Genomic DNA, 22305 nt, shown 5'->3' with positions numbered 1-22305 from the left:
AACACAAAATGAATTGAGACCGCCATGGCACAGCCAGACCTCACGACCCACCCTGAACCCGCCGTCCGCATCGAGGACCTCATCGTCAAACGCGGTAGCGCTCGCGCGCTGAACGGCGTGACCCTGTCGGTACCCCGCGGATCGATCACTGGACTGCTCGGGCCATCAGGATGCGGGAAGACCACGCTCATGCGTTCTGTGGTGGGCACTCAACGCATCACCTCCGGCTCCGTCGACGTGCTGGGCCGACCCGCCGGCGCGAAAGAACTCCGCGGACGCGTTGGGTACGTGACGCAGGCGCCCTCGGTCTACACGGATCTCACCGTCGAAGAGAATGTCCGTTACTTCGCCGACCTCTACCGACGTCGCGACCTGATGAACGACTCGATTCGCGCCGTCGGACTCGATGATTTTCGTGGTCGCCGAACCGCCCAGTTGTCAGGTGGTCAGCGCAGCCGGGTGTCCATCGCCTGCGCCCTCGTCGGTAGTCCCGAGATCTTGATCCTCGACGAACCGACCGTGGGGCTCGACCCGGTTCTGCGGTCGGAGCTGTGGGAGCGGTTCCGTGCACTCGCCGACACCGGGACCACCCTGCTCGTGTCCAGCCACGTGATGGACGAGGCCGACCACTGCGACGCCCTCGTGTTGATGCGTGAAGGCGGAGTCATCGCAGAACTCACACCGGACGAACTACGCGCCCGGACGCATCAGACCAACCTCGAACAGGCCTTCCTCGCCCTGATCACCGAACGGACAGCATCATGAACGCCACCATCGCGCTCTCGACCACCGGCCGCGTTCTCCGGCAGCTCAAGGCCGACCCACGAACGATCGCCATGATCCTGCTCGTCCCGGTGATCCTGATGGCGTTGCTGTACTTCATGTTCGAGAACCAGGTCGGTCCTCCCGGCGGGCCCGAGCCGTTCGATCGGATCGCGCTCGTCCTGCTCGGAGTGCTCCCATTCGCGATCATGTTCTTGATCACCTCTATCGCAATGTTGCGTGAGAGATCGTCCGGCACGCTGGAACGACTGCTCACCACCCCCATGAGCAAGGCCGACCTGCTGGTCGGCTACGCCGCCGCGTTCTCCACGGCCGCGATGGCTCAAGCCGCACTCGCATGTGTCGTGTCGTTCTGGGTTCTCGGACTGCAGACGGCCGGAAGCATCGGATGGGTCCTCGTGATCGCGATCCTGGACGCCATCCTCGGTGTCGGCCTCGGATTGCTGTGCAGCGCTTTTGCCCAGACCGAGTTCCAGGCCGTTCAGTTCCTGCCGGTGGTGGTCATCCCCCAGTTGTTCCTGTGTGGACTCTTCGTTCCGCGAGCCGATCTGCCGCGGTGGCTCGAGGTGATCAGCAACGTGATGCCTCTGAGCTATGCCGTGGAGGCGCTGAATCAGGTGGGCCGATATACCGAGCCGACCGGCACGATGTGGCGGGACCTGCTGGTTGTACTGCTGTGCACCATCGCGGCATTGGCGTTGGCCGCTGCCTCGCTGCGTCGGCGGACCGAGTGATGGGCCGGCCCGTCCAGCGTCATCGGCGCCCTGAGAAGATGCCCGGGTGAGCGGTCCAAGGCGATCAGGACGGCGTCCCGGTGAACCTGACACCAAGGGACAGATCTTGGCGTCAGCCCGCACACTCTTCGCTCGCGACGGACTCGACCGCACATCCATCCGCGCGGTCGCCGCGGACGCGGGGGTGGATCCGGCACTTGTGCACCACTACTTCGGCACCAAACACAAGTTGTTCCTGGCCGCGATCGAATTGCCCATCGATCCGCTCGATGTGGTGGGGCCCCTGCGCGAGATCCCGATTGACGAACTGGGTCCCACCCTCGTCCGAACGGTGGTGGGGGTATGGGACGGCGAACTGCAAGAATCCGGAATCGCGTTGCTGCGCACGGTGATCAGTGGACCCGACCCGACGCTGATCCGAACCATGGTGCTCGAGGTGGTGCTCGCAGAGATCACCGAACGCGCCGACAATCCCGCCGGCACAGGGCGACTGCGGGCCAACCTCGTGGGCAGTGCGGTACTCGGCATGATCATGACGCGGTACCTGCTGCGTTTCGAACCCCTCGCTTCGCTGCCGGCCGACGACGTGGTCGCCAACCTCGGACCCACGATCCAGCGGTATCTCACCGGCCCGATCAGTCCGTAGAGCATCAGGGCATCCCTGATCTCGTCGCGGTGTCAGCACGCCATTCGAGCAGCCGGCCGCCCGGCGGCGCCCGGTCGATCAGCTCCGCATCTGTGCACCCACCGTCGCCGTCGCCTGTGCGAGCGCGGCGTCGCGGGCTGCAGTGGCCTCGTCTTCGGTGAGGGTGCGGTCGGATGCCCGGAAACGCAGGGAGAAGGTCAGCGACTTGCGGCCGTCTCCCACCTGCTCACCGGTGAACACATCGAACAGTGCAATAGTCTCGAGCAGCTCACCGGCGCCGGCGGTCAGCGCGGCCTGCACATCGGCAGCCGCGACATCGGCGTCGACGACCACTGCGAGATCTTGCAGCACGGGAGGATACGGCGAGATACGCGGCGACACCAGGCGCTCGCTGAGCGGTACGGCGTCGATGTTGATCTCGAGCGCCAAGGAGCGTGCCGGAAGGTGCATCTTCTCGAGCACCGCCGGATGTAGTTCACCCGCCCAGCCGACCACGGAGTCATCGACCAGAATTTCGGCGCAGCGGCCCGGATGCCAGGGAACCTCGGAGCCCGCGCGCAGCGTCAACTCGACACCGGCGGCCTGGCCGATGATGCGAACTGCATCGAAGACATCGGCGGGGTCGGCCTGACGCCCCTTGCCCCACGGCCCGGCGGGCTCTCGCAGACCGGTCAGAACGGCGGCGACGTGCAGCGGCTGCGCGGGCAACGAACCGATCAGCTCGGCGACCTCGTCGTCGGTGGGTCGATGATCAACCGGTAGCGCAGGCACCGGGTGCACGCCGGCTCCGGCCAGCACCACCTGCCCGATCGCGAACATCGACAGATCACGTTGTCCTCGAGCAAGGTTGCGCCCCACCATCTCCAACAATCCGGGCAGCAGGGTGGAGTTCAACTCCGGACGGTCGGCTTCCAGCGGGTTGAGCACCTTGACGGTGTTGCGGCGCGGATCGTCGGCCGGGAGGTTCCACACGTCGAACACACCGGCAGGCATGAACGGGTAAGGCAGCACCTCGACATAGCCCGACAACGCCAGGCTGCGTCCGATGCTGCGTCGACGACGCTGGGCCGGGGTCAGGCCAGTGCCTCCGGGAGCCGTCGGAACGGCCACCGGGATGTTCTCGTAGCCCTCGAGGCGTAGCACCTCTTCCACGAGATCGGCGCTCTGGCGTAGATCGGGACGCCAACTCGGCGGGACCACTGTGAGGTTGTCGCCGGACGCGGCGACCTCACAGCCGACTTGCTCGAGGCGCCGCACCGCGGTGCCATCGGGATAGGCGATACCGGCGGTGGCCGATGGCGCTGACAACGCCATCGTGACCGGAGCCTGGGGAGCCACTTCACCGACATCTGTGTAAACGGGATCAATTGTGCCACCGCAGATCTCGATGAGTAGCTGGGCAGCCCTGAGCAATGCGACGTCGGTGATACGAGGGTCGACCACCCGCTCGAACCGCTTGCTCGCCTCACTGGTGAGGCGATGCCGTTTTGCCGTCCGGAAGACCGCAACCGGATCGAAGGTGGCGGCTTCGAGCAGCACGTCGCTGCTCTCGAGGTTGATCTCGGTGGTCGCCCCGCCCATCACACCCGCCAACGCGATGGGTCCCGACTCGTCGGTGATCACAACGTCTTCGGGGTCGAGAACGCGGACGACATCGTCGAGTGTGGTCAGCTTTTCTCCGGCGAGAGCACGACGCACCACGATATCGCCCGACAGCTTCGCAGCGTCGAAAGCGTGCAGCGGTTGACCCAGTTCGAGCATCACGTAGTTGGTGATGTCGACAGCGGCCGAGATCGGACGCACACCGGCCAACATCAGCCGTTTGACGAGCCACCACGGCGACGGAGCTGTCGGGTCGATGCCACGGACGACAGCTGCGCTGTACCGCGTGGCCCCCGACGCCGGGTCGATACGCACGGGCCAGCCGGAATCGCCTGCGCTCGTGGACAGGTCGGGTTTATCCGCGGGATCGGTGAACTCCAGATCGAAGCTGCAGGCGAGCTCCCGGGACAACCCCCGGACCGAGAACGCGTAGCCACGGTCGGGAGTCACATTGACGTCGATGACGGTGTCGTCCAGGCCCAGGACCAAGCGGGCGTCGGACCCCGGGGCGGCGATGTTCGGGGGCAACACCAGAATCCCGCTGTGATCGTTGCCGATGCCCATCTCCGACACCGAGCAGATCATCCCGTCGGACACCCTGCCGTAGGTCTTGCGTGCCGCGATGGCGAAGTCGCCTGGCAAGACGCTGCCCGGCAGAGCTGCGACGATCAGGTCACCCTCGGCGAAATTCTGTGCACCACAGACGATTCCGCGGTCAGCTGCTTCACCGACGTCGACCTGGCAGTACCGGATCGGCTTCTTGAATTCGGTGAGCTGCTCGATGTGGTTGACCCGGCCGACCACCAGCGGACCGGTGATCACGGGCAACGAGCGGATCTCTTCGATCTCGAAGCCGACCCGCACGAATCCTTCATCGATCTGGGCAGACGATGCGCTCCATCCGGGCGCGCCACGTTGCAGGACTTCGGTCAGCCACGATTGCGCTACTTGCACTGGGACTCAGCTCTTTCGTTCGGAAGGAAATCAGGCGCCGGGGCCGAAGGGCACCGTGAATCGAATGTCACCCTCGACCATGTCGCGCATGTCGGGCAGATCGTTGCGGAACTGCAGCGTGCGTTCGAGACCCATGCCGAAAGCGAATCCCGAATAGACGTCTGGGTCGATCCCGCTGGCGCGCAACACATTCGGATTGACCATGCCGCACCCGCCCCACTCCACCCAGCCTGCGCCGCCCTTCTTACCGGTGAACCAGACGTCCACCTCGGCCGACGGTTCGGTGAACGGGAAATAGCTGGGCCGCATCCGGGTCACGGTCTCGGGTCCGAACAGCGCCTTCGCAAACAGGTCGAGCGTGCCGCGTAGATGCGCCATGGTCAGCCCCTTGTCCACGGCCAGACCCTCGACCTGGTGGAACACCGGGGTATGGGTGCTGTCGAGTTCGTCGGTGCGGAACGTGCGGCCCGGGCAGGCGACGTAGATCGGGAGGTCACGCGAGAGCATCGCGCGCACCTGGACGGGTGAGGTGTGCGTGCGCAGCACCTGCCGTGAATCGGGCGGAGCGATGTAGAAGGTGTCCTGCATCGAACGCGCCGGGTGGTCGGGCAGGAAGTTAAGCGCATCGAAATTGAAGTGCTCGGTCTCGACCTCGGGTCCTTCGGCGATCTCCCAGCCCATCCCGACGAACACGTCGGCGACCTGATCGGCGATCACCGTGATCGGGTGCCGCGCTCCCGACGGACGACGCGCACTGGGCAAGGTGACATCGATGGTCTCGGCGACCAGGACGGCCGCGTCGCGTTCGACGGTCAAAACCGCCAGTCGTTCCTCGTAGGCGCGCTGGACCTGGCCGCGGGCGACGTTGACTCGTTTGCCCGCTTCGGCCTTCTGCTCTTTGGGCAGCGCGCCGAGCTCGCGGCGGGCCAGAGCGATCGCCGACTTGTCCCCCATGTGTTCGGTCTTGGCGACCGCGAGCGCGGGCAGGTCGACCGCGTCGGAGAACGCTGCCACAGCGGCGTCAACTGCGGTCGCGAGTGACTTGTCCGCCTCGCTGATTGGGATCGACTCGTCGGCCACGGCTGCGGTAACTCCTGCTCGTCAGATGTTGGGGAGAAGGTTCAGGGGGTCGGGCTGGACCCCGTACGAGGGTAGTCGACACCCGAATGCGCATCTGCGCTGGCATACAGGCAGATCGCGGCCGCAGCAGCCAAGTTGAGGCTCTCTGCCCGGCCCCTGATCGGGATCGAGATGCGATGGTCGGCGCGGCCGAGGATGTCGTCGGACAGACCGTGCGCCTCATTGCCGAAGAGCCACGCAGTGGGACCCGACAACACGTGGCCGGCCTCGGGCAGACTCAGCTCGGCATTCCCGGATGTCGCGCAGATCGCGACCCCGCCGGCACGCAGTTCTGCCAGGACCGCGTCGATGTCACGCTCACGAGCAATGGGGACATGGAAAACGCTCCCGGCGGTGGAACGCACACACTTCCCGTTGTGGGGGTCCACACTGTCGCCTGCCAGCACCACGGCGTCGGCGCCCATTGCATCTGCAGTCCGGATGAGCGTGCCGGCATTGCCAGGGTCGGTCATCTCGACAGGAACCGCAAGCAGGCGAGGCGATGCCGCCAGCACGCCTGCGAGGGGTACGTCAACCAGGTCGGCAATCACGAACAGACCAGTACTGGTGACCGTGTCGGCAAGCTTGGACGCGGCGCCCTCGGTGATCGCGCAGATCTCGATGCCCGAGCGCCGCGCGTCGTCGATCAGGTCGGCGTGCCGGAAGTGCGCGTCGTCCGTCGCAAGCAAGACACGGGCGCGACGACTGTGTAGTGCAGCCGCGACCGAGTTGGCGCCCTCGGCCAGGAATGCGGCCGCTTTGCGTCGGCCGGCGGAACGGTGCAGTTTGGCGTACGAAACAATCCGCGCCGAACGTTCGGTGAGAACGTCCGGCGCGGACATGTTGTTGGCGGGCTCGATCAGGCGGCCGGCGCGTTGACGTCCGACGGCAGCGCCTTCTTGGCGACAGCAACCAGACCGGTGAAGGCCTCGGGATCGCTGACGGCGATCTCGGCGAGGATCTTCCGGTCGACCTCGACACCAGCGATCTTCAGACCCTGGATGAAGCGGTTGTAGGTGATGTCGTTGGCCCGGGCTGCGGCGTTGATCCGCGAGATCCAGAGCTTGCGGAACTCGCCCTTGCGCGCCCGGCGGTCCCGGTACGCGTAGGTGAGCGAGTGCAGCTGCTGCTCTTTGGCCTTGCGGTAGAGCAGCGAACGCTGTCCGCGGTAGCCCTTGGAAGCCTCCAGGGTTGTACGACGCTTCTTCTGGGCGTTTACCGCCCTTTTTACGCGTGCCATCGTTGATTTACCTCTTAGTAGTGCGGCTGCCGGGAACCGGCCAGCGGGTGGTCTGTGGGGAGCGTCAGATCTTCAGCAGGCGCTTGATGCGGGGAGCATCGTTCTCGGAGACGACGACGGTGCCGTCGAGACGACGCGTGCGCTTGGTGGGCTTGTGCTCCATCAAGTGGCGACGGTTTGCGCGCTGGCGGACGATCTTGCCACTGCCGGTCACCTTGAATCGCTTCGCGGTTCCCTTGTGGGTCTTTGTCTTGGGCATGGTTATGCCTTTCTTCTCGATCAGCCTCGAAGGCGGTCAGCCTTCAGGATTTGCGGCCGGAGCCGGTCCTGAATCTGCCGCAGGCTTACTGGGTGCACTTTGCGCTGGTTGCGCTTTCGGTGCCTGAGCTTGTGCTTGAGCTTGTGCTTTGGTCTTGGCGCCCTTGTGCGGGGCCAGAACCATCGTCATGTTGCGGCCATCTTGCTTGGCGGAGGTCTCGACGAACCCGTACTCGCCGACGTCGTTGCCCAAGCGCTGCAGCAATCGGTAACCGAGCTCGGGTCGCGACTGCTCGCGTCCGCGGAACATGATCGTCACCTTGACCTTGGACCCGGCTTCGAGGAAGCGGATGACGTGACCTTTTTTGGTCTCGTAATCGTGGTCGTCGATCTTGGGGCGGAGCTTCTGCTCCTTGATGACGGTCATCTGCTGGTTGCGACGCGATTCGCGCTGCTTCTGTGCCGCCTCGTATTTGAACTTGCCGTAGTCCATGATCTTGCAGACCGGCGGGCGCGCGTTCGGGGCCACCTCGACCAGATCAAGATCGGCCTCGATAGCCAAGCGCAGGGCATCTTCCACGCGGACGATGCCGACCTGCTCCGAGTTCGGTCCGACCAAACGGACCTCAGGAACTCGGATGCGCTCATTGATACGAGTCTCAGTGCTGATGGGGCCTCCTCATTTGTGTCCGCGTACGTAGGTGGTTCCTCGTGGCAGACGTTTTCTGTCGGGTTGGACCGCGGGAGCAACTGGTGAAGACAGATCCTCAGCGAAAAGGCCCCGATTCGATGAAGTTTCATCGACGGGGCCCACACCGACCGGTTCATGTCACCTATCGCATCCCAGCGATCACAGCCTCCAACTCAGAGGCCACCGGAAATATTCCGCTGACGCGGATACCTCCGGCGACAAAACCGGACCGTTCAACTGTGAGGGCTTCTTGCGAAGACACCGACGTCGAGCGGTGGGAGTGTGAACTCCACTTGCAACCCCGGCGTACGCCAGGGCGGTCGTAGGTGGAAGTCTAACAGCCATGACGGAAAACGTGAATTCCGAGCCCGAGGTGCGCGACCTGGCCGAGGTTCCGGCCATCGAGGTGATCACGCGTGCTGCGGTGATGTTGATGAGTTCGGCGGCGGAGAAGTTGGGGTTGTCCGAGAGCGACCCGTCGACGAGCCCGCACTTCGACCTCGACGAGGCTCGAAAACTGATCGGTGCGCTGGCCGGACTCGTACAGTCGTCGGTGACCGACCTCGGTATCCACGCCGCTCCCCTGCGCGACGGCCTCAAGAGTCTGCAGCTCGCGTTCCGCGAGGCAAGTGCCCATCCCGATGAGCCAGGAAAAGGCCCGGGCGAGAAGCAGACCGGTCCCGTCACCGACTAGCCCGGAAGTGTGCCCTTCTGGCGGAGGCGACCTGGGTATTCATTCGCCATAAGGGCACACTTTCGGGGTTCGGCGGGGTCAGTGGGTGACGGCTCCGACAGACGCCGAACGGACCAGCTTGGCGTACTTGGACAGCACACCCCGCTGGTACTTGTGGTCGAGAGGCTGCCAGTCCTGTTTGCGTGACTCCAGTTCGTCGTCGTCGACGAGGAGGTCCAATGTCCGCGCAGCGATGTCCACGCGAATGCGGTCGCCGTCGCGGATGAAGGCCACCGGTCCCCCGTCGGATGCCTCAGGCGCAAGGTGCCCGATGCACAGGCCTGTGGTGCCGCCGGAGAATCGGCCGTCGGTCAGCAGCAACACGTCTTTCCCGAGACCGGCCCCCTTGATGGCGCCGGTGATCGCAAGCATCTCACGCATGCCCGGTCCGCCCTTGGGACCTTCATATCGGATGACCACAACGTCGCCGGCTTTGATGACGCCGTCCGCGAGAGCGGCCAGCGCACCCTGCTCGCGCTCGAACACTCGCGCCGGACCCTCGAAGGTGTCGGCGTCAAATCCTGCGGACTTCACCACCGCGCCTTCGGGGGCCAGTGAGCCGTGAAGCACCGTGATCCCGCCGGTCTTGTGGATGGGATTGCTCAGCGTGCGGATGACGTCGCCGTCGAGTGGCGCGATGTCCATCGCAGCGAGGTTCTCCGACAACGTCTTTCCGGTGACGGTCAGTGCATCCCCGTTGAGGAGACCGGCGTCGAGCAGAGCCTTCATGACCACCGGGATACCGCCGTGACGATCGAAGTCGTTCATCACGAACCGGCCGAAGGGTTTGAGGTCGCCCAGGTGGGGGGTGCGGTCACCGATGCGGTTGAAGTCGTCGAGATCGAGATCGACATCCGCTTCACTGGCGATGGCCAGCAGGTGCAGGACGGCATTGGTGGAACCGCCGAGGGCCATGGTGACCGTGATGGCGTTCTCCAGCGCGGGCTTGGTGATGATGTCGCGGGCGGTGATGCCGAGACGGATCAGATTGACAACTGCCTCGCCGGAGCGGTGCGCGAAGGCGTCACGCCTGCGGTCCGCCGCGGGCGGTGACGCCGATCCCGGGAGGCTCATACCCATCGCCTCGGCGATCGAGGCCATCGTGTTCGCGGTGTACATACCGCCGCAGGCACCCTCACCGGGACAGATGGCGCGCTCGATGCGGCCCAGATCCTCCTCGGACATCGAACCGACCCGGCACGCCCCTACGGCTTCGAAAGCGTCGATCAGCGTGACATCCCGTTCGGTGCCGTCACTCAGCTTGACCCAACCGGGGGCGATGGTGCCGGCATAGAGGAACACCGAGGCGAGGTCGAGGCGAGCGGCGGCCATCAGCATCCCGGGCAGAGACTTGTCGCAACCGGCGAGCAGAACCGACCCGTCGAGCCGTTCGGCCTGCATCACGGTTTCCACCGAGTCGGCGATGACTTCGCGCGACACCAGGGAGAAGTGCATGCCCTCGTGGCCCATCGAGATGCCGTCCGACACCGAGATGGTGCCGAACTGCAGTGGATAACCACCGCCGGCGTGCACGCCCTCCTTGGCCGCCTGCGCGAGCCGATCGAGCGAGAGGTTGCATGGGGTGATCTCGTTCCACGAGCTCCCGATGCCGATCTGGGCCTTACCCCAGTCCTCGTCGCCCATTCCGACCGCCCGCAACATCCCGCGGCTGGGTGCCGCCGAGATCCCGTCGGTGACGGTGCGACTGCGCGGCTTCATGTCAACCATGGTGCTGGCTCCTACTCGATGGATGGGACAGCCGGTCGGCCGCGATCAACTCGCTGCGACCTCTTGCTTACGACCAGTCTGCTTCGCCGCAGCTTTGCGTGCGGGCGTTTTGCGCTTGGGCTTGGCCGGGACGGATGCGACCGTCTGCGGTTTGAGCATCTCCGCGAGGAACTTCCCGGTGTGGCTTTCCGGCACCGCTGCGACATCTTCGGGCGTACCTTCCGCCACGACCGTGCCGCCACCGGATCCACCTTCTGGCCCCATGTCGATGACCCAGTCCGCGGTCTTGATGACGTCGAGGTTGTGTTCGATGACGATCACGGAGTTGCCCTTGTCGACGAGCCCGTTGATCACCTTGAGCAGCTTGCGGATGTCCTCGAAGTGCAGGCCGGTGGTCGGCTCGTCCAGCACGTATGCCGTGCGCCCGGTCGACCGCTTCTGGAGCTCTGCGGCCAGCTTCACGCGCTGCGCCTCGCCACCGGACAGCGTCGGGGCCGGCTGTCCGAGCCGGACGTAGCCCAAGCCGACGTCGTTGAGCGTCTTGAGGTATCGGTGGATCGAGGTGATGGCCTCAAAGAAGTCGACGGCCTCCTCGATCGGCATGTCCAAGACCTCGGAGATGGTCTTCCCCTTGTAGTGGACCTCCAGCGTTTCGCGGTTGTACCGCGCACCGTGGCACACCTCGCAGGGGACGTACACGTCGGGCAGGAAGTTCATCTCGATCTTGATGGTGCCCTCGCCGGTACACGCCTCGCAGCGACCGCCCTTGACGTTGAAGGAGAACCGTCCCGGCTGGTAGCCACGAACCTTCGCTTCGGTGGTCGCCGCGAAGAGCGTACGGATCTTGTCGAACACACCGGTGTAGGTGGCCGGATTCGACCGAGGGGTCCGACCGATCGGCGACTGGTCGACGCGCACGAGCTTGTCGAGATTGTCCATGCCGTTGATCCGCGTGTGCCTGCCCGGCACCTGACGCGCACCGTTGAGCTTGTTGGCCATCACGGTGGCCAGGATGTCGTTGACGAGAGTGGACTTGCCCGAACCCGAGACGCCGGTCACCGCGGTGAGCACACCGAGCGGGAACACCACGTCGACGTTGTCCAAGTTGTGCTCACGTGCGCCGACAACGGTCAGCTGTCGCTTGCGGTCGATCGGACGCCGGATCTCGGGGACCTCGAGGAACTCTCGACCGGACAGATATGCACCAGTGAGGGACTCGGTGTTTGTCAGCAGATCCTTGTAGCTACCGCTGTGCACCACACGCCCACCGTGCTCGCCGGCATACGGTCCGATGTCGACGATCCAGTCGGCCGAGCGGATGGTGTCTTCGTCGTGCTCGACGACGATGAGGGTGTTGCCCAGGTTGCGCAGCCGGGTGAGGGTGTCGATGAGACGACGGTTGTCGCGCTGGTGCAGGCCGATCGATGGTTCGTCGAGCACGTAGAGCACGCCGGCCAGACCGGAGCCGATCTGGGTGGCCAGGCGGATACGTTGCGCCTCGCCGCCGGAGAGCGATCCGGCCGCCCGCGACAACGACAGGTACTCGAGCCCGACGTCGAGCAAGAATGTGATGCGGGATTGCACCTCTTTGAGCACGCGTCCGGCAATGGCCTGCTCGCGCGAGCCCAGCTTGAGGTCGGACAGGTAGTCGGCGCACTCGGCGACCGACAACGCACACACGTCCGCGATCGATTTCTCGCCGAAACGCTGGTGGTCGAGGGTGACGGCGAGGATCTCTGGGCGCAGGCGGGCACCACCGCACTCGGGGCAAGGGATGTCACGCATGTATCCCTCGTACCGGTCCTTCATCTGCTCGGACTCGGTCTGCTCCATGCGCCGGTGCAAGAACGACATCACACCTTCGAACTCGGTGTAGTACGAGCGCGTACGGCCATACCGGTTGCGAAAACGGACGTGCACCTGGTGGTCACTGCCGTTCAGGATCGCCTTACGCGCCTTGAGCGGGAGCTTCTTCCACGGCGTCTTGGTGTCGAATCCCATCTCGTCGCCGAGGCCTGAGAGCAAGCGGAGGAAGTAGTCGGCGTTGTGGCCGCCCGACCACGGCGCTATCGCACCGTCGGCAAGCGACAGGTCCGGGTCGGGCACGACGAGTTCCTCGTCCACCTCTTTGCGGATACCGAGCCCGTCACACTCCGGGCACGCACCGTACGGCGAGTTGAACGAGAAGGACCGCGGTTCGAGGTCGTCGATGGCGATCGGGTGGCCGTTGGGGCAAGCCATCCGCTCGGAGAAGCGCCGTTCGCGGTGGGGGTCGTTCTCCTCCAGGTCGACGAAGTCGAGCACCACCACACCGTCGGCCAGCCCCAGAGCGGTCTCGACCGAGTCGGTGAGTCGCTGTTTGGCCGAGGACTTGACGGACAACCGGTCCACCACGACCTCGATGTCGTGCTTTTCCTGCTTCTTGAGCTTTGGCGGATCCGTGAGAGGGTACACCACGCCATCGATCCGGGCACGCGAAAAGCCTTGTGTCTGAAGAGTTCCGAACAGGTCGACGAACTCACCCTTGCGGGTGCGGACCACCGGCGCCAGCACCTGGAAACGGATGCCCTGTTCCATCTCGAGCACTTGGTCGACGATCTGCTGAGGGGTCTGTTTCTCGATGGCCGAACCGCACTCGGGGCAATGCGCCTTGCCCGCACGCGCGTAGAGCAGACGGAGGTAGTCGTAGACCTCGGTGATGGTGCCGACGGTGGAACGCGGGTTCCGGTTGGTCGACTTCTGGTCGATCGAGACCGCAGGTGACAGCCCCTCGATGAAGTCGACGTCGGGCTTGTCCATCTGACCGAGGAACTGGCGCGCGTATGCCGACAACGACTCGACGTAGCGGCGCTGCCCCTCGGCGAAGATCGTGTCGAACGCGAGGCTCGATTTTCCCGAGCCGGACAGCCCCGTGAAGACGATCAAGCTGTCACGCGGGAGGTCGACGTCGATGCCGCGCAGGTTGTGTTCGCGGGCTCCGCGCACGATGAGGCGATCAGCCACAGTGGTCCTTTTCGGTGTCGAATCGGGGGGTACCGACCGCATGCAGGTCGGAAGGTCGGTGTCAGCCAGGGGCGTACCCGGCAATGCTAGAGGCACCCACTGACAAGATACCGGCCCCAGCAAATCGCGCCCCCGCCGAGCCGACTCTCGGCCACTCATTTCACCCGGCTGATCAGCACTTATCGTGCGCGAGCCGGTTCGATGACACCGGCCGTTGTGTGTTAGCGACCGCAGCCCTGCGAACGCCCAGGGACAGCAGCGCAGCAACGACGCAGAGACCGGACGCGACGTAGAACGCCATGTCGTAGCTACCGTGCTGGTCGCGCAGATGGCCCGCGCCGAACGCCGCCACCGCAGCCCCCAGTTGATGCGCGGCGAACACCCAGCCGAACACCACCGGTGTGCGGTCCGCGAAATGGGTTCGACACAGCGCGATGGTGGGCGGGACCGTCGCCACCCAGTCGAGACCGTAGAAGATGATGAACACCCATGTGCTCGGTTCGGCATGGGGAGACAGCAGCACGGGCAGGGCGAGCAGTGACACTCCCCTGCCCAGGTAATAGACGGCAAGCAGGATCCGAGCGTCCACACGGTCGGTGAGCCAGCCGGAGAAGATCGTGCCTGCGACGTCGAACACCCCGATGGTGGCGAGTAGACCTGCGGCGACCGTTGTCGGCATTCCATGGTCGTGTGCAGCCGGGATGAAGTGGGTGCCGATCAGTCCGTTCGTCGTCGCCCCACAGATCGCGAAACTCGCCGCGAGCAACCAGAACACCCGTGTACGCGCACCTATCACCAGCCCGTCCAGAGCCATGCGAAAACTGCCCGAGCGCGCGACGGGCGGTTGCGACGGTTGCTGCTCGATCGGCGCACCGTATGCGCTGATCCCTTTGTCGCTCGGATGGTTTCGCATGAAGACCACGATCAGCGGAACCACCGCCAAGGCAGCTGCCGCGACGATGAGGGCCGCAAACCGCCACCCGTATCGAGTGGTGACCAGGGCCACCAGCGGGAGGAAGATCAGCTGCCCCGTGGCGCTCGCAGCCGTCAGGACCCCGGTGACCAATCCGCGGCGTTCGACGAACCAGCGGGTGGCGACCGTCGCCACGAACCCCATCGAGATCGACCCGGTGCCGATACCCACCAGAACTCCCCAGAGCAGCAGCAGCTGCCACCCGGCGGTCATGAAGACGCTGAGAGCCGTGCCCAGTGCGATCAGGGTGAGTGCGCCGGCGAGGATCGGACGCACTCCGAAACGGTCCATCAGTGCCGCCGAGAACGGCGCGGTCAGACCGAACAATGTCATGTTGATCGACATCGCCAGACCCACCGTGCCGTGGGACCAGCCGAACTCCTGGTGCAACGGGTCCATCATCACGCTGGGAACCGACCGGAAACCGGCCGCCGCAAGAAGAGCCACGAAGCTGACGGCGGCCACTGTCCACGCCCAGTGCAGACGGGGGCCGGAGCGGACGCGCGGGGTCTCGGCGATGGTCACCGGACAACTCTCGCTGTCGCCGACCGGCGCCGCCATTGGCATAGATGACAACATCTGTAAAAATGCTGCCATGGCTTCTCGCATCCCGACCCCTCATCGAATCGCTGTGCTGATGCTCGAGCCGGTGATCGGGTTCGATGCGACGATTCCGCCGATGGTGTTCGGGCAGGCCGCCGACGATGCGGGAAATCCGCTGTACGACGTCGAGTTGATCGGCCTGTCGACCGAGCCCGTGCGGACCCTGTCCGGGTTCGCGATGGTGCCCACCCGTGGTCCTGAAGCTCTCGACTCGGCGGACACGGTCGTGATCCCCGGGACCAGGCTGCACGAGGTCCGCTTCGACGGCACCTGCCCCGCCGAACTGCGTCAAGCGCTGGAGCGCGTACGGACGGGCACCCGCATCGTGTCGATCTGTACCGGCGCCTTCGCGCTCGCGGCAGCAGGGCTTCTCGACGGCCGACCAGCGACCACCCACTGGGACAAGGCCGACGACCTGCGCCGGCTCTACCCGGCGGTGCACCTCGACGAGGACGTTCTGTTCGTCGACGACGGGGACGTTCTCACCTCGGCGGGCCTGGCGGCAGGAATCGACCTCTGCTTGCACATGATTCGCCGCGACCACGGTGCGCGGGTCGCGAACCGGGTGGCCAAGTACTGCGTGGTGCCACCATGGCGCGATGGCGGCCAGGCCCAATACATCGACGCTGCAGTACCCGACGTCGGCGACGCTTCTACATCGGCGGTGCGGGAATGGGCTCGCCACAACCTGACCGAGCCACTCACCGTTGCCCAGCTCGCCCGTCAGTCCAACATGAGTGTGCGTACCTTCAACCGGCGGTTCCGCGAAGAAACCGGTGACACGCCTGCGGTCTGGGTCCGTAAACAGCGTGTGCACCACGCCCGAGAACTACTCGAGTCCCGCGACCTTCCGGTCGACGAGGTGGCCAGACTGTCGGGTCTGGCCAACGGGGCCAATCTCCGTCACCACCTCCGCAACCATCTGGGGACGTCCCCGACCCGTTATCGCCGGACCTTCCAGGGCCAGTGACCAAGTAAGGTCATGAGCCATGAGTGCAGCGGCCCCGATTTCCGACACATACACCGGTGACTTCAGTGAATCCGACGTCCCTCAACGCAAATCGACGCCTCGGGCGACCATCGTCAAATTGTCGGTCGGTCCGATGGACAACAACGTCTACGTGATCACCTGCAAGCAGACCGGCAAGGCGCTGCTGATCGATGCTGCGAATGACGCGGACACGCTCGTCGAGCTGATCAGGAATCACGGCAACATCGAGCTGATCTTCACCACCCATTGGCACCCGGACCATTGGATCGCACTCGAAGAGGTGGTCAAGGCGACCGGTCTTCCCACCGCGGCAGGCCGAATCGACGCCGAGCCGATTCAGGTGAAGACAGACCGGTTGATCGACGAAGGCGACGTCATCGAGGTGGGCGAACTCCGCCTGGAGGCCATCCACCTGAAGGGTCACACCGACGGCTCCATCGCGCTGGTCCTCGACGACGACGTCACCCACCTGTTCACCGGCGATTCGCTCTTCCCGGGTGGTGTCGGAAAGACACACCGCGACGGCGACTTCGAGATCCTGCTGAACGACGTGACGACCAAACTCTTCGACCGCTTCGATGACAGCTCTGTGGTCTATCCCGGGCACGGCCTCGACACCACGCTGGGGGCCGAGCGGCCTCACCTCGATGAGTGGCGCGAACGCGGCTGGTGATCAGGTGAGCAGCGTGTTCCACCGGGCCGCTGCCACGACATCCTCGGACACCCTGGCCGCGACGAGACGAGCAAGCACCCTGGCTTCGTCGACTGTCAGATAACTGGGATTGGACATCATCGGCGCCCGCAGCTGCTCGCACCGGTCCAGACCCGGGGTGGCCTGGATCAACCCGCGCGGCACATGGTTGTCCGCACCGAGCCGTAAGCCCATGTAGTAGACCTTTCGTGGTTCGGGGACGCCGATCGAGTTCGACGGGTCCTCGCGGTTCTCGACCACCCAGCCCACTTCATAGACTCCGGGGTTCTTCGGACCGGTCACCCACAGGGCTATGAGGTCGCCGGGCGAGACCATCCGGCTCCTGCCGGACCGCGGACTCAAGCACCAGCTGTCTGCATGAAGGTTCGGGACAGGTCCCCGGGCCTCATCATCTGCAGCGATGGCCGCGAAGTAGTCGGTCCCGGTCACCGGGTTGCACTTCACCACCCAACAGCCGACATCCCCGTGTTCGATGGGCACCACTCACCTCCGTTCGGTCGGCAGATGTCTACCCAATGCGAGGGACCATCACACGGGCCCTGGTTGATCTATAGGGTCAACAGAGTCCATCCGTTAAGCAGGTTCTGTCGGACCACCTGGCGAGAGGAAGGTTTCACGCATGACTTTCCCGGGGACAGGTCCATGTAACAAGTGTCTTGAGGAGGCCCTTCTATGCTCATCCGCCGCATTGCCCGTCCCATGCTCGCGACCGCGTTCATCGCAACTGGGATCGACGCGATCCGACGCCCGGAACAGCTAGCCGAAACCGCGCAGCCGTTCGTCGACAAAGCAAAAACCCAGCTCCCGCCGCAGGCCGCCGACCTGATCCCGGCTGACGCGCAGGTGGTTGTCCGTATCAACGGCGCCATCCACATCATCGGTGGCCTGGCACTGGCGACCGGCAAGTTCCCGCGGCTCGCCTCGCTGACCCTTGCCGGCGTCGTCATCCCCACCACGCTGGCCGGAAACGACTTCTGGAACGAGACCGACCCGCACGAGCGGGCCGAGCAGCAAGCGCATTTCATCAAGAACGTGGGACTGCTCGGCGGGCTGCTGATCGCAACCGTCGACACCGAAGGCAAGCCGTCGCTGGCATGGCGCGGACGCAAGGCCGCGGCGATCGCCAGTGACAAGGTCAGTGCAGTACTGCCTACCGCCGCTGCGAGCGCTTCGACCGCAGGTGTCCTGGCCGATCGTGCGTCGCACATCGCCGAGGTCGTCGGCGAGCGAACCGGCGATCTGGCCGAGGTGGCCTCCGACCGCGGCGGCAAGTTCGCCGAGGTCGCGTCGGAGCGGGCTGCCGAACTGGCACAGAAGGCGTCGCAACGGGCGGCCGTCCTGGCCGATGTCGCAGGCGAACGCGGCAGCGAGATCGTCGACGTCGCGTCCAAGCGTGGCGCAGTTCTCGCCGGAGTCGCTTCCGAGCGGGCCGGAGAGCTCGCCGCCAAGGCCACCACACAGAGCGCGAAGCTCGCCGAGGTCGCCACCGAGCGCACAGCGTCGCTCAGCAAGGCCGCTGCGAAGAAGCAGGCCAAGCTGAGCAAGCAGGCCGGCAAGAAGCAGGCGAAATTGGGTAAGACCGCCGCCAAGCAGCAGGCCAAGCTGACCAAGCAGCAGACCAAGTTCGCCAAGCAGGCCCTCACCAACGGAGCCAAGGCGAAGAGCGCTGCTGCCGACCGTCGCGCCGAGCTCGCCGCGTCTGCATCACAGACGTTGGCTGCCACCAATGGATACGCAGAGAAGACGCTCGCGACCGCTCGTGACCGGGCACCCGAGCTGGCCGAATCGGCCCGCGTCTACGCGGCGCAGCTCGCCGAGCGTGCAGCCGACGAAGGCGTCAAGCTGTCAGCTCAGGCACGCAAGCAGGCAAAGAAAGCGCAGTAGGTTCGTCCGTTCGACCGTTTGATTCCTGAGTACGCGGGCAGCAGCCCACAAACGCCGTCAGTCCAGAAGACTGCGAGCTGCTGCCCGCGCACTCATCGGATCCGCCGTTTGCGATACCGCGTCTGCTGCTCGACGGCACTGATCCAAAGTCACCGTCGCCAGCTTGGCACCGACGCCCGCAACTGCCGACGCTGCCGCCGACAGCGATGTGATCCCGAAACCGACCAGCACGCAGGCGAGCAGCGGATCGGCCGCCGCTTCCCCGCACACCCCCACCGGCTTGTTCACGGCGGCGCCGGCGACTGCCGTGCGCGCCAACAGTGACAGGACTGCAGGCTGCCAAGGATCGGTGAGCTCGGCGAGGTCGGCCGACATCCGGTCGGCTGCCATCGTGTACTGCGCGAGATCGTTGGTTCCCACCGACAGGAAGTCGACGTGGTCGAGGATCCGTTCGGCGAGCAACGCCGCTGCCGGGACCTCGATCATCACTCCGGGGACAAGCCCGCGTTCACGGACTTTCGCGGCGAACGACTCAGCTTCGGCAGCCGTCGAGATCATCGGCGCCATCACCCACGGGCGTGAAACCCCTTCGGCCGCAGCAGCAATCGCGTCCAGTTGCCGATCGAGAATGCCACTGTCACGGGCTGCGATCCGGATGCCACGCACCCCCAGAGCCGGATTGGCCTCATGTGGGTGTTCGGCGAAACGCAAAGGCTTGTCCGACCCGGCATCGAGTGTGCGAACGACGACCTTTGCGTCCGGGAAGGCATCGAGCACTTCGCGGTAGATGGCGGATTGCTCGGCGACCGTCGGTTCGGTCTCTCGGTCGAGGAAGCACAGTTCGGTCCGGAACAACCCGATCCCACCTGCTGAGGTCTCCGCGGCCACCCGCGCCCCGGCGCCGTCTTGTACGTTCGCGAGGACGTCGACTCGATGACCGTCGGCTGTCGCACCGGGTCCGGTCCACGCGGCTGTGCGCTCGGCAATCAACCGGTACTGGGCCACTGCTTCGGATGCCGCGGCCGCATCAGGTGACACGGTGATCTCGCCTTCGGCGCCGTCGAGCAGGACCGAACTCCCTGCTGCGACCTCGTCGAGGCCGGTGACCGCCACGACGCAAGGGATGCCCAGCTGGCGCGCGATGATCGCGGTATGGCTGGTCGGGCCACCGAGCGAGGTCGCCAGCCCGATGACCATTGCCGGGTCGAGGCCCGCCGTATCTGCGGGCGCCAGGTCCTCCGCGAAAAGGATCGACGGAACGTCCGGTTCCGGAACCCCCGGTTCGGGAGCCCCGATCAGCTCGGCGAGCACGCGGTCACGGACATCGCGGAGATCGGTCACGCGCTCGGCCATCAGGCCGCCGAGTTTGGTGAACAGGGCCACGAACTGTTCTGTGGCGGCGGCTGTCGCCGCAGTGGCGGAGTTGCCGGCCGCGATGAGCTTCTCGGCTGCACCCAGCCAGCCCCGGTCCGTTGCCATGGCCGCGTTGGCGGCGAGCACTTCGGAGGCCGCTCCGCTCGACACCGCGGCCCGTGCCTGAAGTCGCGATGCAACAGCTTTGGTGCCCTCGCGGAACGCCTGCAGCTCGCGGTCGCGGTCCGCCGGGTCGATCACGGTGTCGTCGAGCGGCGGCGCGACGCGTGGACCCGGAACGATCACCGGACCCGCCACCACGCCTGGCACCACCGGCGTTCCGTGCAACACCCTTCGTGGGCTTCCGATCAGCGTTGACTTCGTCATCCGTCCTCCTCTGACAAGTCTGCGGGCTTTTGTGTCTACGTCACCAACCCGACTCGATGTGATTCAGATTACTCAAAATCCTTGACAAAGCAATACGATCGGGCATAAAACAACATAAAGCAACACCGACTAGCAACGTAACCCACATGGAGGGCAGATGTACGCAGAGGAGCGGCAGCAGGCCATGGCCGCGCTGATCGCGCAGAAAGGCCGCATGTCGGTCGCTGATCTGTCCGATCTGTACGGCGTGACGACCGAGACGGTGCGTCGCGACCTGGCGGCCCTCGACAGGCTCGGGGTGATCCGACGGGTCCATGGTGGCGCAGTACCCGCATCCGCGCTCACAGCCATCGAGGTCGGCACCGCCGAACGCGAGCACAGTCGATCCGGAGAGAAGGACCGAATCGGCAAGGCGGCCGTGGACCAGCTACCCCCGGTCGGCGGCAGCATCCTGCTCGACGCCGGGACGACCACGGCCCGAGTTGCTGCTCACCTCCCCGCCGACATGGACCTCGTCATCGTCACCAACTCCATCCCGGTCGCGGCCCGCGTCGGAGGCCTCGGTGGGTCACGCCTGCATCTGCTCGGTGGACGTGTCCGCGGGATCACCCAGGCAGTGGTCGGCGACGACGCGCTGCGAACCCTGGCGTCGATGCGGATCGACGTCGCCTTCGTCGGGACCAACGGACTCAGTCTGCGCCACGGTCTGTCCACTCCCGACAGCGATGAGGCCGCGATCAAACGGGCGATGGTCACCAGCGCGCACCGTGTCGTGGTGGTTGCTGATTCGTCAAAGGTCGGCCGAGAAGACCTGATCAGTTTCGCCCCCATCGACAGGGTCGACGTCCTCATCACCGACAGCGCCCTGCGCGAGTCGGATCGCGCCGAACTGCTTGCACACGACGTCGAGGTGGTGACGGCATGATCGTCACTCTCACCGCAAATCCGAGCATCGACCGCACGATCAATCTGACCGGGCCACTCCAGCGCGGCGCAGTACATCGCGCATCGGCAGCGACCTCCCATCCCGGAGGCAAGGGCGTCAATGTCTCCCGCGTCGTCACGGCTGCAGGCAAGCGTTCGATCGCGGTGTTGCCCGGCAACCCCGGAGAGCCGATCCTGCTGGCATTGGACGAGGCAGAAATCGACCACCGCGGTATCGCGCACCCAGGAACAGCCCGGGTCAACCTCACGGTCACCGAACCCGACGGCACGACAACAAAGATCAACGAGCCAGGGGCAGCCCTGCCACCGGAAACGCTGGCAGCCCTGACGGCGTGCCTGCAGGACCTGGCCGGCTCGGCCGTGTGGGTCGTGTTGTCCGGGTCGCTACCCCCTGGTGTTTCGGCCGATTGGTACGCCGACCTGATCACAGCGCTCCGCGTCGGGCCGACCCAGATCGCAGTGGACACCTCCGATGAACCGCTACTCGCCCTCGCGGCCCGGTTCCCCTCGGCCGCACCGGATCTCATCAAACCGAACGCAACAGAACTCGGTCAGCTCACCGGGCTGGACGGCGCCGAGCTCGAACTCGCCGCCGAGCACGGGGACCCGGTGCCGACCGCCCGGGCCGCGAGATCGTTGATCGAGGCCGGCGGCCCCCGTGCCGTGCTGGCAACTCTGGGCGCCGCAGGAGCCGTTCTCGTCAACGACGAAGGCGCTTGGCACGCAACAACTCCCCCGATCGCGCCGCGCAGCACGGTCGGAGCCGGCGATTCGTCGCTGGCCGGATATCTACTCGCCGATCTGCAAAACGCCGGACCGGCCGACCGCCTCGCATGGGCGGTCTCGTATGGCAGCGCCGCAGCAGCGCTACCGGGAACGGCTTTGCCGAGTCCTCACCACACCCAGCCCGGCGCCGTGACCGTCACCGCGCTCAACCCGGTCATCGGCAACCACTGATCCCGGCTC

At 65.4% G+C, this 22305-nt stretch carries 20 protein-coding genes; 9 read left to right on the top strand and 11 right to left on the bottom strand.

Translation table 11 applies throughout. The features are described from left to right. Positions 1 to 24 precede the first annotated feature (24 nt). Genes CSW57_RS00505 through CSW57_RS00495 form a run of 3 tightly spaced genes read left to right on the top strand, consistent with a single transcriptional unit; the run spans position 25 to position 2163 of the window. Positions 25 to 765, top strand: a complete 741-nt coding sequence (locus CSW57_RS00505; protein ID WP_099380992.1) for an ABC transporter ATP-binding protein — start codon at positions 25 to 27, stop codon at positions 763 to 765. Next, positions 762 to 1517, top strand: coding sequence for an ABC transporter permease (locus tag CSW57_RS00500; RefSeq protein ID WP_099380991.1), 756 nt, complete (start codon positions 762 to 764; stop codon positions 1515 to 1517). Before CSW57_RS00505 ends, CSW57_RS00500 begins: the two co-directional genes overlap by 4 nt. Before the next feature lie 46 nt (positions 1518 to 1563). Continuing rightward, positions 1564 to 2163, top strand: coding sequence for a TetR/AcrR family transcriptional regulator (locus CSW57_RS00495; RefSeq protein WP_099380990.1), 600 nt, complete (start codon positions 1564 to 1566; stop codon positions 2161 to 2163). 78 nt (positions 2164 to 2241) lie between these two features. On the opposite strand, the gene pheT is transcribed toward CSW57_RS00495, so the two are convergent. The 6 genes from pheT to infC form a co-directional block, all read right to left on the bottom strand. After that, the gene (pheT, locus tag CSW57_RS00490; RefSeq protein ID WP_099380989.1) at positions 2242 to 4719 is read right to left on the bottom strand and encodes a phenylalanine--tRNA ligase subunit beta; all 2478 of its coding nucleotides are present in this window, start codon (positions 4717 to 4719) and stop codon (positions 2242 to 2244) included. 30 nt (positions 4720 to 4749) lie between these two features. Beyond that, entirely contained in the window at positions 4750 to 5799 is a 1050-nt protein-coding gene (pheS, locus tag CSW57_RS00485) for a phenylalanine--tRNA ligase subunit alpha (RefSeq protein WP_223248957.1), read from the bottom strand. A gap of 41 nt (positions 5800 to 5840) precedes the next feature. Next, complete coding sequence (locus CSW57_RS00480) at positions 5841 to 6680, bottom strand: TrmH family RNA methyltransferase (protein WP_099380988.1); 840 nt, start codon at positions 6678 to 6680, stop codon at positions 5841 to 5843. Positions 6681 to 6697: 17 nt separating this feature from the next. Then, complete coding sequence (rplT, locus tag CSW57_RS00475; RefSeq protein ID WP_099380987.1) at positions 6698 to 7078, bottom strand: 50S ribosomal protein L20; 381 nt, start codon at positions 7076 to 7078, stop codon at positions 6698 to 6700. 64 nt (positions 7079 to 7142) lie between these two features. After that, complete coding sequence (gene rpmI, locus CSW57_RS00470) at positions 7143 to 7337, bottom strand: 50S ribosomal protein L35 (protein WP_023960686.1); 195 nt, start codon at positions 7335 to 7337, stop codon at positions 7143 to 7145. 36 nt (positions 7338 to 7373) lie between these two features. Further along, a complete protein-coding gene (gene infC / locus CSW57_RS00465; protein WP_051721925.1) occupies positions 7374 to 8006 on the bottom strand; it encodes a translation initiation factor IF-3 in 633 nt (210 codons plus the stop codon). A gap of 364 nt (positions 8007 to 8370) precedes the next feature. Here infC and CSW57_RS00460 point away from each other — a divergent pair, with 364 nt between their 5' ends. After that, on the top strand, positions 8371 to 8721 hold the full coding sequence (locus CSW57_RS00460) for a DUF1844 domain-containing protein (protein ID WP_099380986.1): 351 nt from the start codon (positions 8371 to 8373) through the stop codon (positions 8719 to 8721). A gap of 78 nt (positions 8722 to 8799) precedes the next feature. Here CSW57_RS00460 and ilvD read toward each other — a convergent pair whose 3' ends face one another. From ilvD to CSW57_RS00445, 3 genes are all read right to left on the bottom strand, one after another. Continuing rightward, positions 8800 to 10488, bottom strand: a complete 1689-nt coding sequence (gene ilvD, locus CSW57_RS00455) for a dihydroxy-acid dehydratase (RefSeq protein WP_062799301.1) — start codon at positions 10486 to 10488, stop codon at positions 8800 to 8802. A 45-nt stretch (positions 10489 to 10533) separates the two neighbouring features. After that, positions 10534 to 13491, bottom strand: a complete 2958-nt coding sequence (uvrA, locus tag CSW57_RS00450) for an excinuclease ABC subunit UvrA (protein ID WP_099380985.1) — start codon at positions 13489 to 13491, stop codon at positions 10534 to 10536. Between the two features lie 172 nt (positions 13492 to 13663). Beyond that, entirely contained in the window at positions 13664 to 15031 is a 1368-nt protein-coding gene (locus CSW57_RS00445) for an MFS transporter (protein ID WP_099380984.1), read from the bottom strand. 28 nt (positions 15032 to 15059) lie between these two features. Here CSW57_RS00445 and CSW57_RS00440 point away from each other — a divergent pair, with 28 nt between their 5' ends. Together CSW57_RS00440 and CSW57_RS00435 are read left to right on the top strand one after the other, a co-directional pair. Next, positions 15060 to 16037, top strand: coding sequence for a GlxA family transcriptional regulator (locus CSW57_RS00440; protein WP_099381019.1), 978 nt, complete (start codon positions 15060 to 15062; stop codon positions 16035 to 16037). A gap of 19 nt (positions 16038 to 16056) precedes the next feature. Then, positions 16057 to 16731, top strand: a complete 675-nt coding sequence (locus CSW57_RS00435) for an MBL fold metallo-hydrolase (protein WP_099380983.1) — start codon at positions 16057 to 16059, stop codon at positions 16729 to 16731. Here CSW57_RS00435 and CSW57_RS00430 read toward each other — a convergent pair whose 3' ends face one another. Then, positions 16732 to 17250, bottom strand: a complete 519-nt coding sequence (locus tag CSW57_RS00430; RefSeq protein WP_099380982.1) for a hypothetical protein — start codon at positions 17248 to 17250, stop codon at positions 16732 to 16734. A 192-nt stretch (positions 17251 to 17442) separates the two neighbouring features. Here CSW57_RS00430 and CSW57_RS24600 point away from each other — a divergent pair, with 192 nt between their 5' ends. Then, a complete protein-coding gene (locus tag CSW57_RS24600; protein ID WP_223248955.1) occupies positions 17443 to 18654 on the top strand; it encodes a DoxX family protein in 1212 nt (403 codons plus the stop codon). 57 nt (positions 18655 to 18711) lie between these two features. Here the strand turns inward: CSW57_RS24600 and CSW57_RS00420 are convergent, their stop codons facing one another. Further along, positions 18712 to 20394, bottom strand: a complete 1683-nt coding sequence (locus tag CSW57_RS00420; RefSeq protein ID WP_099380981.1) for a phosphoenolpyruvate--protein phosphotransferase — start codon at positions 20392 to 20394, stop codon at positions 18712 to 18714. Between the two features lie 157 nt (positions 20395 to 20551). Between CSW57_RS00420 and CSW57_RS00415 the strand changes: the two genes are divergently transcribed. Beyond that, positions 20552 to 21319 carry a DeoR/GlpR family DNA-binding transcription regulator gene (locus CSW57_RS00415; RefSeq protein ID WP_030173170.1) on the top strand — a complete coding sequence of 256 codons (768 nt, stop codon included), beginning with the start codon at positions 20552 to 20554 and terminating at the stop codon, positions 21317 to 21319. Continuing rightward, positions 21316 to 22296, top strand: coding sequence for a 1-phosphofructokinase family hexose kinase (locus CSW57_RS00410; protein ID WP_099380980.1), 981 nt, complete (start codon positions 21316 to 21318; stop codon positions 22294 to 22296). Before CSW57_RS00415 ends, CSW57_RS00410 begins: the two co-directional genes overlap by 4 nt. Positions 22297 to 22305 lie beyond the last annotated feature (9 nt).

This window comes from Williamsia muralis, assembly GCF_002735905.1.
Lineage (GTDB): Bacteria > Actinomycetota > Actinomycetes > Mycobacteriales > Mycobacteriaceae > Williamsia > Williamsia muralis_A.
This window is presented reverse-complemented; position numbering and strand designations above follow the sequence as displayed.

Coding starts and splice junctions, on each gene's coding strand:
- CSW57_RS00500 (WP_099380991.1), top strand. CDS start 762: ATGAACGCCACCATCGCGCTCTCGACCACCGGCCGCGTTCTCCGGCAG.
- CSW57_RS00445 (WP_099380984.1), bottom strand. CDS start 15,031: ATGCCAATGGCGGCGCCGGTCGGCGACAGCGAGAGTTGTCCGGTGACC.
- CSW57_RS00415 (WP_030173170.1), top strand. CDS start 20,552: ATGTACGCAGAGGAGCGGCAGCAGGCCATGGCCGCGCTGATCGCGCAG.
- ilvD (WP_062799301.1), bottom strand. CDS start 10,488: ATGGTTGACATGAAGCCGCGCAGTCGCACCGTCACCGACGGGATCTCG.
- CSW57_RS00480 (WP_099380988.1), bottom strand. CDS start 6,680: ATGTCCGCGCCGGACGTTCTCACCGAACGTTCGGCGCGGATTGTTTCG.
- CSW57_RS00410 (WP_099380980.1), top strand. CDS start 21,316: ATGATCGTCACTCTCACCGCAAATCCGAGCATCGACCGCACGATCAAT.
- CSW57_RS00505 (WP_099380992.1), top strand. CDS start 25: ATGGCACAGCCAGACCTCACGACCCACCCTGAACCCGCCGTCCGCATC.
- CSW57_RS00435 (WP_099380983.1), top strand. CDS start 16,057: ATGAGTGCAGCGGCCCCGATTTCCGACACATACACCGGTGACTTCAGT.
- rplT (WP_099380987.1), bottom strand. CDS start 7,078: ATGGCACGCGTAAAAAGGGCGGTAAACGCCCAGAAGAAGCGTCGTACA.
- CSW57_RS00460 (WP_099380986.1), top strand. CDS start 8,371: ATGACGGAAAACGTGAATTCCGAGCCCGAGGTGCGCGACCTGGCCGAG.
- CSW57_RS00440 (WP_099381019.1), top strand. CDS start 15,060: ATGGCTTCTCGCATCCCGACCCCTCATCGAATCGCTGTGCTGATGCTC.
- CSW57_RS00420 (WP_099380981.1), bottom strand. CDS start 20,394: ATGACGAAGTCAACGCTGATCGGAAGCCCACGAAGGGTGTTGCACGGA.
- rpmI (WP_023960686.1), bottom strand. CDS start 7,337: ATGCCCAAGACAAAGACCCACAAGGGAACCGCGAAGCGATTCAAGGTG.
- CSW57_RS24600 (WP_223248955.1), top strand. CDS start 17,443: ATGCTCATCCGCCGCATTGCCCGTCCCATGCTCGCGACCGCGTTCATC.